Below are 9,802 nucleotides of genomic sequence, written 5' to 3'. Positions count from 1 at the left end.
GATAGGGCGGTATGGATGCCCCGGACAAGTTGCCGCATCTTGAAGGGCACGGCGCCAGCGCGCTTCCCACCACGAGCTGATCGAGCGCCAGCGCGCTTCCTACCTCGGCTCCCACCGGCTTTGCCGGGCCATTTGTTCCGCTGGCGCCGTGCCCTTCAAGATGCGGCAACTTGTCCGGGGCATCCATACCGCCCTATCATCCCAACGTTCCAGGCACGCCGGGTCCCCATGATCGTGCTTCGACCGACCGTCGCGGGTCAGCCGCGCGTGTTGTGGCTCCGGCCCAACCGTGCGTTGGACAAGCGCGGTCTGCGTCGACTGATCATCGGCCTGGCGGTGTTGGCCCTGGCGACGGCGTCGCTCGGTGCGTGGCAGGGGAATGTATTCGCTCCCGTGTTCGCCCTGGTGGAGGCCTTCGTCGTGGGGTTCGCGCTTGGCGCGGCCTGGCGGGCCGGCGACAGGGGTGAACGTATCGCGATAGGGCCGGATACGCTGGAGGTTCGTGCCGTGCCGGGACACCGGACGGTCCGGTTCCAGACGTACTGGTTGAAGGTAGGGCTGGCACCGGGGGACGGGCGAAAGCGTCTGTTGCTCACGTCGCACGGCAACGAGCTGGAAATCGGCGCCTTCCTTGGGGAAGAGGAAAGGGTCGAAGCGTCAAGGAAACTCATGGTGCTGCTGTCCGAAGTTTCCGGCCAGAGGCGCAGGTAGGTTCAACAAAGGTGCAAGACATGACATCTGGCGGCATCGGACGATCGGTATCGGCGTGGGCGGCGGGCGCCTTCGCGCTGTTCGGAGGGACGGCCTGGGCCAACCCGGAACCGAACCAGCTGAACATGACCAAGGGCGCCGCGGAGTGGTCGCCCTACGCCATGCACATGGTGGCCCTGTGGGTCTGCGTGGTCATCGGCATCGTCGTCTTCGGCGCCATGTTCGTGGCCATGTTCCGCTTCCGTAAGTCGCGCGGCGCCGTGGCCGAGAAGTGGTCGCACAGCACCAAGCTCGAAGTGGTCTGGACCGTCGTCCCGGTCATCATCCTGATCTTCCTGGCCCACCTGGCCACCGGTGGCCTCACCTCGTTCGCCGACACCACGAATTCCGAGATGACCATCAAGGTCACCGGTTACCAGTGGAAGTGGCGCTACGACTACGTGGACTACAAGGGCAAGGGCGTCGACCAGGTCGGCTTCATGTCGAAGCTGGAAGAAACCTCCGACCGTACCCGCCAGCTCAAGTCCAACCTCGATCCGGACAAAATCCAGGTCGACGGCTACCAGACCTACCTGCTGGACGTGGACAAGCCCCTCGTGGTCCCGGTCGGCACCAAGATCCGCTTCATCATCGTCGGCGGCGACGTCATCCACTCCTGGTGGGTGCCGGCGCTGGGCTGGAAGATGGACGCGATCCCGGGCATCGCCAACGCGGCCTGGACCAAGATCAAGGAGCCGGGTGTCTACCGCGGCCAGTGCGCCGAGCTCTGCGGCCAGGACCACGGCTTCATGCCGATCGTGGTCAGGGCCGTACCCAAGGCCGAATTCGAACAGTGGCTGGCGACGCAGGAAGACGAGGCCAAGGTACGCAAGGCCGCGCAGACCGCCCAGAACGCTCCCGCCCCGGCCCCCCAGGGTTAACCCGCTTACGTTTTAAGGTAGAGGTGCAAGGCCATGGCGCACGCAGCCACCCACGACCACCACGATCACCATGGGGCCCCGAAGGGGTTCTTCCAGCGATGGGTGATGTCCACGAACCACAAGGACATCGGTACGCTGTACCTGATCTTCTCGCTGACGATGTTCTTCATCGGCGGCGCTTTCGCGATGGTTATCCGCGCGGAACTGTTCAAGCCGGGCATGCAGCTCGTGCAGCCGTATTTCTTCAATGAAATGACGACGATGCACGCGCTGGTGATGATCTTCGGCGCGATCATGCCCTCGTTCGTGGGCCTGGCGAACTGGATGATCCCGCTCATGGTCGGCGCGCCCGACATGGCGCTGCCGCGCATGAACAACCTGTCCTTCTGGATCATGCCGTTCGCGTTCATCCTGTTGCTGTCGACGCTGTTCATGCCGGGCGGCGGTCCCGCCGGCGGCTGGACGATGTATCCGCCGCTGTCGTTGCAGGGTGAGTCCATCGCGTACACGATCTTCGCCGTCCACCTCATGGGCATCAGCTCGATCATGGGTGCGATCAACATCATCGCGACCATCCTCAACATGCGCGCCCCGGGCATGGACCTGCTGAAGATGCCCGTGTTCGTGTGGAGCTGGCTCATCACGGCATTCCTGTTGATCGCGGTGATGCCGGTGCTGGCGGGCGCGGTCACGATGTTGCTGACCGACAAGTATTTCCACACCAACTTCTTCAATGCCGCCGGTGGCGGCGATCCGGTGCTGTTCCAGCACATCTTCTGGTTCTTCGGGCATCCCGAGGTCTACATCATGATCCTGCCCGCGTTCGGGATCATCTCGGAGATCATCCCCACCTTCGCCCGCAAGCCGATCTTCGGTTATCGCGCGATGGTGTTCGCCATCGCCTCCATCGCCTTCCTCTCGTTCATCGTCTGGGCGCACCACATGTTCGCCGTGGGCCTGCCGATGGGCGCTGAGATCTTCTTCATGTACGCGACGATGCTGATCGCGGTGCCGACGGGCGTGAAGGTCTTCAACTGGGTCTCCACGATGTGGGGCGGCTCGATGACCTTCGAGACGCCGATGCTGTTCTCGATCGCCTTCGTGATCCTGTTCACCATCGGCGGTTTCTCGGGCCTCATGCTCGCCCTCGCTCCTGCGGACTTCCAGTACCACGACACCTACTTCGTCGTGGCGCACTTCCACTACGTGCTGGTGACCGGCGCCGCGTTCTCGATCATGGCCGCCGCGTACTACTGGATTCCGAAGTGGTCGGGCAACATGTACAGCGAGACCTGGGGCAAGATCCACTTCTGGTCGAGCGTGATCTCGGTCAACGTGCTGTTCTTCCCGCAGCACTTCCTCGGCCTCGCCGGCATGCCTCGCCGCATTCCCGACTACAACGTGGCCTTCGCCAACTTCAACATGATCAGCTCGATCGGCGGCTTCTGGTTCGGCGCCTCGCAGCTGATCTTCCTGGGCGTGATCATCCACTGCGTGTTCTTCTCCAAGAAGAAGGCCGCCGATCGCTCGTGGGAAGGCGCCAAGGGCCTGGAGTGGACCGTGCCTTCGCCGGCACCGTTCCATACCTTCGACGTGCCGCCGGTCATCCACGACGACGAGCTCGCCCACGGCAACACGGAACACTGATCGATGCAGGACACCACGGACATCGAGATCGGGGCGCGCCGCAAGCGCGCCCGTCGCACGGCACTCATCGCGGGCGGTTTCGCCGTGGCGGTGTTCCTGCTCTCGATCGTGCAGATGCTGAAGGTCTGACCGGCTAAAACAAGCGACATCCACGGGAAACCACCATGGGTCACCAGCAACAAGACGTCTATTTCGTACCGAGCAAGAGCTACTGGCCGATCGTGGCAGCGGTTTCCATGTTCGTCACCGTGTTCGGTGCCGCGCACTGGCTGAACGCGCAGCCCGGCGAGGGCGGCTTCGGCAAGCCGCTGTTCTGGGTCGGCATCGCCATGATCCTGGGCATGTTCTTCGGCTGGTTCCGTTCGGTGATCAACGAATCGCTGGCCGGCAACTACAACGGCCAGGTGGACCGCTCGTTCCGCATGGGCATGATGTGGTTCATCTTCTCGGAAGTGATGTTCTTCGGTGCTTTCTTCGGCGCGCTGTTCTACGCGCGCCTCTTCGCGGTGCCCTGGCTGGGCGGCGAAGGCCACGGCGTGTTCACCCACCAGTTCATCTGGCAGGGCTATGAAGCCGCGTGGGGCGCCAGCGGTGGCGGTGGCCCGGAGAAGATCGGCGGCTCGTTCCAGACCATCCCGGCGTGGGGCCTGCCCCTGCTCAACACGCTGATCCTGTTGTCGTCCGGCGTGACCATCACCATCGCGCACCACGCGCTGAAGGCGGGCCACCGCAAGACGTTGCTGATCGGCCTCGGCGCCACCGTGCTGCTGGGCTGCCTGTTCCTCTGGTTCCAGGCCCACGAATACGCGGAAGCCTACGAGCACTTCAACCTCACCCTCGGCAGCGGCGTCTACGGCGCCACGTTCTTCATGCTCACGGGGTTCCACGGCATGCACGTGACCCTGGGCACGATCATGCTGGCGATCATCTGGGTGCGCTGCGCGAAGGGTCACTTCTCCAAGGACGACCACTTCGGCTTCGAAGCGGTCGCGTGGTACTGGCATTTCGTCGACGTGGTCTGGCTGGCGCTGTTCCTCTTCGTCTACGTGCTCTGACCGGCGCTCACCGAAGAAACAGGCGATAGGCGGGATTGGCGGTTTCCTCGCGGTACGGGTAGCCGAGCCGGTCGAGGAAACGCGTCAGCGCGGCATCGTCCGCGCCTGCCTGGATGCCCACCAGGGTGGAGCTGCAATCGGCGCCCTGGTTCCGGTAGTGGAACAGGCTGATGTTCCACTCCGGCGACATCGAGCGGAGAAAGCGCATCAGCGCGCCGGGGCGCTCGGGGAATTCGAAGCGGAATAACCGCTCGCCCTGCGCATCCGTCGAGCGGCCGCCGACCATGTGGCGGATGTGCTGGGTCGCGAGTTCGTCGCCCCCCAGGTTGACGACGGAGAAACCGGCGGCCTCGAAGGTCGCGGCCAGGGGCGCCTCCTCGGCCCTGTCGTCGATCTGCAAGCCCACGAAGATCCGTGCCTTGTCGTCCGTTCCCAGGCGATAGTTGAACTCGGTGACGTTGCGCTCGCCCACCAGTTCGCAGAAGTGCAGGAAGCTGCCACGCTCCTCGGGAATGCTGACGGCGAAGATCGCCTCGCGCGACTCGCCCACCGCGGCGCGTTCGGCGATGAAGCGTATGCGATCGATGTTGAGGTTGGCGCCCGAGGTGATCGCCACCAGCGTGAGTCGCCGCGCCCCGGCTTGCGAGGCGTATCGGCGCGCTCCGGCCACGGCCAGGGCGCCCGCCGGTTCGACGAAGCGCCGCGTGTCCTTGTAGATGTCCTTGATGGCCAGGCAGACCTCGTCGGTATCGACGAGGATCACCTCGTCCAGGTAATCCCTGCACAACCGGAACGTTTCCTCGCCGACCAGCTTCACGGCCGTCCCATCGGAAAACAGCCCGACCTCCGGCAGTTCGACGCGATGGCCCGCCTCGATCGACCGCGCCATCGCGCAGGAATCGTGGGTCTGTACGCCGACGACCCTGATGTCCGGTCGCACGGCCTTCACGTAAGCGGCGACGCCGGCGGCGAGGCTGCCACCGCCGATGGGCACGAAGATGGCGTCGATGTGGCCCTGGTGCTGGCCGAGGATTTCCATGGCCACGGTGCCTTGCCCGGCGATCACATCCGGATCGTCGAAGGCGGGAATGAAGGTCATGCCCCTGTCGCGCTGGAGCGCCAGCGCGTGCACGAACGCTTCGTTGTACGACTCGCCAGCCTCCACGACTTCGACCGTCGGGCCACCGAAGCGGCGCGTGGCGTCCACCTTGACGCGTGGGGCCGTCTGCGGCACGACGATGACCGCGGGCGCGCCGAGCTGTGCCGCCGACCAGGCGACGCCTTGCGCGTGATTCCCCGCCGAAGCGGTGATGATCCCTCGTGCCAGCACGTCGGCGGGAAGGCCGCTGATCCGGTTGTACGCGCCGCGCAGCTTGAACGACGACACTGGCTGGGTGTCTTCGCGCTTGAGCAGGATGTCGTGGCCCAGTTGCTCGGATAGCACGGTGGCGTGCTGCAGTTCCGTACGCCGCGCGACGTCGTAGACACGTGCGTTGAGGATGCGGCGGAGGTAGTCGGCGGCGTCTGGGGCGGGGGCTTGCATCGAAACATGTCTCCGGTCGGGCGGTGGGCCGGAGGCGGTTATGAAAAACCCGCCTCTGGGGGCGGGTTGTCGGTCACCTTGCGCGCGTGATTCAACCCACCATCGATGCGATGGCGATGCTAATCAGCGTAATGAGGTCGGACGGACGGTTCATGGGTCGATCCTCGCCCGGTGGTGGCTTGGTGTCAACCGCTCGTGGTTCTCGGCTTCGCCATCGTGGTGGCTTTGGCGCCTCGGGGCGGGGGAGTCGTCGCATGCCGTTCTCTTCGCTAAGTCCTCGTCCGGCCTTCGCCTCCCTGCGGAATCGCTCTGAGAACGGCACCCGACGACTCCCCTTCGGGCCGTGCCGCGGATCGTGGGTGAGCGTGGCAACTACCCTCGCCGGCCGTTGGGAATGATCCCGACATCGGGCTAGTTCCTTGAAGTGAGGATTTTCTCGCTTTGCCGCATTCGTCCAACCGATGCGCGTGTCATTCGAGAGTCGGCGAATTGGATTTATGCGCAACGCAAGTCATTGCACTCGTTGCAGTTGCCGTTAACGCGCACTGTTTTCGTGTCGGCTTGTCACGAGGCCCACTGTTCCGTCACTAGTCTTGCTCCCGCCGATAATTTCGTACGGCAAGTGCAATCGCGCCATCGCCTCATGAGTGGCACGGTCATCAATAGGTGGCCGCGGAGCGTCATATCAAGGAGAAAGTGAATGATCGATCGATTCGGGCGGCCTGGCCGATCCAGCACGTTTGCGATAATCGCAATAACCGCAAACATTGTCGCCAACATGGCAGCTGCACCAATGGCGTTTGCCGTTCCGACCATAAGCACTGTCCCAAGCGAGTTGCCTGCACCATCTTCATTGACGCTGGCCCAGCGTGATGAAATCGAGGAGGTGCTCACTGGCATGGCACAGGACATCGTCTCGAATCAGGAGCGAATGGATGGGCAAGGCATCATTTCCAGCCCGACGGTGCGCTTCAGTGAGGATGGAAAGTCGCTTATCGTTGACTTGGGTAAGGGATACGTTCCGAAGATCAATGGGGGTGAACTCGAGGATCATTTGCGTGAGATCGAGATGCCGCTGACTTTCCACATGGAAAAGATCTTCCCTGTGTATAAGGTCGAGTTCCTATTTGGCGACAAGGATATTTACCATTATTTCCCCGAGGATTGGCGCCCCGCGCCGACTCAGTTGCAGTTAAATCTGCGGTCGAATCAGGGCCATTCTCGCGCAGGTCTGGATGGCTAACCCGGTTAAATCGATCTCATGCTAGGTTCGGGCCTCCTTGAAAAGGGGAGGCCCCGCATGAAGATGTCTCGCCTGGTCGCGCTCGCGGTGTTCGCGTGTGCCGCCACCGCGCCGCTGCACGCCACCGATGCGCCCGTTGTCAGCGGGCAAGCCCGCTTCACGGTGCTCACGCCACGCGTTATCCGCATGGAGTATTCGCCGAACGCTCGGTTCGAGGATGCGCCGTCGCTGGTTTTCGCTACGCGCGGCAGCGCGCCGGACGTGAAGGCCAGGGTCGATCATGAAAAGGGTTGGCTGGTCATTCGCACGGACGTGCTCACGCTGCGCTACAAGGAAGGCTCGGGCGCCTTCACGGCTGATAACCTCGGTATCGCGTCGAAGACGACGAAGCCGGCCATCGACTGGCACCTCGGATTGAAGGAAACCGCCAACCTCGGCGGCACCGCGCGCACGCTCGACCAGGTGGATGGCGAGCGCCACGCGTCGGACAACTCGTTGCTCGACCTGGGCGATGGCCTGATCTCGCGCGATGGCTGGCATCTCGTCGACGATACCGGCAGCTTCGTGCTGGGCAACGAGAAACTGCCCTGGGTGCATCGACGCGCCTGCCGGGACTGCATCGACTACACCTTCTTCGGTTACGGCCACGATTACATCGCGGCGCTGGGTGACTTCGCCCTCGTCGCGGGGCGCGAGCCGCTGCCGCCACGCTATGCCTTCGGTTACTGGTGGTCGCGCTACTGGAACTACAGCGACGACGAACTGCGCGATCTCGTCGCCCACTTCAACCGTTATGGTATTCCGCTCGACGTCCTCGTGATCGACATGGACTGGCATCGTACCGACGGTCTTTCGTGGGTGCATCCGAAGAAGGACATCAACGGCCAGAGCATGGGCTGGACGGGCTATACGTGGAACCGCAGCCTGTTCCCCGAACCCGGCCGCCTGCTTCGCTGGCTTGGCGAGCAGGGGCTGAAGACGACGCTGAACCTGCATCCGGCGTCCGGCATCCTGCCCCACGAAGACGCCTATAAGGATTTCATGGCGGCGTTGAAGGCCGACCCGGCGAAGCCGCTGCCGTTCGAGGCGGCCGATGCGACGTACATGGCGGCGTACTTCAGCACGGTGCTCGATCCGCTGCACGCCTTGGGCGTGAGCTTCTGGTGGCTGGACTGGCAGCAGTGGAAGGAATCGAAGGCGATGCCGGGCCTGTCCAACACGTGGTGGCTCAATCATGTGTTCTTCACCCACATGCAGGAACAGGGCGACAAGCGCGCCTTGATCTACCACCGCTGGGGCGGCCTCGGTAACCATCGTTACCAGGTGGGCTTCTCGGGCGATTCGATCATCTCGTGGGGCTCGCTGGCGTTCCAGCCGCGCTTCACGGCCACCGCATCGAACGTGCTGTATGGCTACTGGAGCCACGACCTCGGTGGTCATACCTTCCGCGACGAAAGCGATCCGGCCACGCGCCGCATCGATCCGGAGCTCTACATCCGCTGGATGCAGTTCGGCGCATGGAGCCCGATCATGCGCACCCATACCACCAAGAATCCCGATCTCACGAAGGAGCCATGGCGCTTCGCGCCGACGGAGTTCGATGCACTTCGCGATACCGTGCTTACGCGCTACACGTTCCTGCCTTACACCTACACCATGGGCCGCAAGGCGTACGACACGGGCATATCGCTGGTGCGCCCGATGTACTACGCGTGGCCGGACAACGACGAGGCCTATAAGGCGAGCGGCGAGTACATGTTCGGTGACGACCTGCTGGTCTCGCCGGTGACCGCGGCCGGCGATGTCGACGGCTTCACCACGCACGATACGTGGCTGCCGGCGGGGAACTGGTTCGACACCGTCGATGGCGGCGTCGTGAAGGGCGGCCGCACGTTCGGCGGCCGCTATCGCCTGGACGAGGTGCCGGTGTTCGCGCGCGCGGGCGCCATCGTCCCGACCAACACCGATCCGACGGTGAGCGTGGCCCACGACCGCGGCGCGCGTACCTTGCGTGTCTACCCGGGTGGCGACGGCAAGGCGGAACTATACGAGGACGCGGGTGACGACGAGGCCTACCGTGGCAATGCGTTCGCACGCACGGCGCTCTCGTCCGAGTGGTCGAAGCACGCCCTTCGCGTGAAGATCGCACCCCGTGCCGGTAGCTATGCGGGCATGCCCATGTCGCGCCAGTGGTCCGTGGACGTGGTGGGCTCGGCGATGCCGGCGAGTGTCACGGTGGATGGCGTGGCGCTCAGCCGCTCCGACGACGCGAAGCCCGGTACCTGGCGCCTCACCGGCGAGGATCTCACGCTGCACGTGACCCTGCCCGAGCACGGTTACGACAAGGCACAGCTGGTCGAAGTGACGTGGCCCGCGAACGCACCCGACGTCAATGGCTTGATAGGCCAGATGCGTGACGTGCGCAAGGCGGTGGCGTGGCTGAAAGCGCATTGGCAGGACGTGAACGGCGTACCCGATGACGTCTCGCTCGCCGCACAAGCCGACCTCCTGATCGACTACCACCCGGAGCGCTTCGCCGAGGAAGTCGCCGCGTTCCGCAAGCGCTACGCGCAACTGGACAAGGCGCTGGAACAGGGTGGCGTGCCGGCCGACATGCGTGCGGCGTTCAAGGCCCGGCTGGGCACGGATCGCTGATCCGGCGGCGCGGTGCGGCACCGATTGC

Annotated in this window: 8 protein-coding genes; 7 read left to right on the top strand and 1 reads right to left on the bottom strand. The window is 64.0% G+C overall.

Annotated features, from left to right (window positions below; translation table 11 throughout):
* The first annotated feature begins 228 nt into the window (after nt 1-228).
* Genes ACR9ZJ_RS17780 through ACR9ZJ_RS17760 form a run of 5 tightly spaced genes read left to right on the top strand, consistent with a single transcriptional unit; the run spans nt 229 to nt 4,333 of the window.
* Nucleotides 229-711 carry a DUF2244 domain-containing protein gene (locus ACR9ZJ_RS17780; RefSeq protein ID WP_481282394.1) on the top strand — a complete coding sequence of 161 codons (483 nt, stop codon included), beginning with the start codon at nt 229-231 and terminating at the stop codon, nt 709-711.
* A gap of 20 nt (nt 712-731) precedes the next feature.
* The gene (gene coxB, locus ACR9ZJ_RS17775; RefSeq protein ID WP_481282395.1) at nt 732-1,631 is read left to right on the top strand and encodes a cytochrome c oxidase subunit II; all 900 of its coding nucleotides are present in this window, start codon (nt 732-734) and stop codon (nt 1,629-1,631) included.
* Between the two features lie 33 nt (nt 1,632-1,664).
* On the top strand, nt 1,665-3,278 hold the full coding sequence (ctaD, locus tag ACR9ZJ_RS17770; protein WP_481282396.1) for a cytochrome c oxidase subunit I: 1,614 nt from the start codon (nt 1,665-1,667) through the stop codon (nt 3,276-3,278).
* Between the two features lie 3 nt (nt 3,279-3,281).
* Nucleotides 3,282-3,407 (top strand): hypothetical protein, encoded by a 126-nt coding sequence (locus tag ACR9ZJ_RS17765; RefSeq protein WP_481282397.1) that lies wholly within the window; start codon nt 3,282-3,284, stop codon nt 3,405-3,407.
* A gap of 35 nt (nt 3,408-3,442) precedes the next feature.
* Nucleotides 3,443-4,333 carry a cytochrome c oxidase subunit 3 gene (locus ACR9ZJ_RS17760; protein WP_481282398.1) on the top strand — a complete coding sequence of 297 codons (891 nt, stop codon included), beginning with the start codon at nt 3,443-3,445 and terminating at the stop codon, nt 4,331-4,333.
* A gap of 7 nt (nt 4,334-4,340) precedes the next feature.
* Here ACR9ZJ_RS17760 and ilvA read toward each other — a convergent pair whose 3' ends face one another.
* Nucleotides 4,341-5,876 carry a threonine ammonia-lyase, biosynthetic gene (gene ilvA / locus ACR9ZJ_RS17755; RefSeq protein ID WP_481282399.1) on the bottom strand — a complete coding sequence of 512 codons (1,536 nt, stop codon included), beginning with the start codon at nt 5,874-5,876 and terminating at the stop codon, nt 4,341-4,343.
* Nucleotides 5,877-6,576: 700 nt separating this feature from the next.
* Here ilvA and ACR9ZJ_RS17750 point away from each other — a divergent pair.
* Nucleotides 6,577-7,119, top strand: coding sequence for a hypothetical protein (locus tag ACR9ZJ_RS17750; protein ID WP_481282400.1), 543 nt, complete (start codon nt 6,577-6,579; stop codon nt 7,117-7,119).
* A 57-nt stretch (nt 7,120-7,176) separates the two neighbouring features.
* The gene (locus ACR9ZJ_RS17745; protein ID WP_481288509.1) at nt 7,177-9,774 is read left to right on the top strand and encodes a glycoside hydrolase family 31 protein; all 2,598 of its coding nucleotides are present in this window, start codon (nt 7,177-7,179) and stop codon (nt 9,772-9,774) included.
* Nucleotides 9,775-9,802 lie beyond the last annotated feature (28 nt).

The sequence above is a fragment of the Luteibacter sp. KNZ12-1A genome, from assembly GCF_056755675.1.
This window is presented reverse-complemented; position numbering and strand designations above follow the sequence as displayed.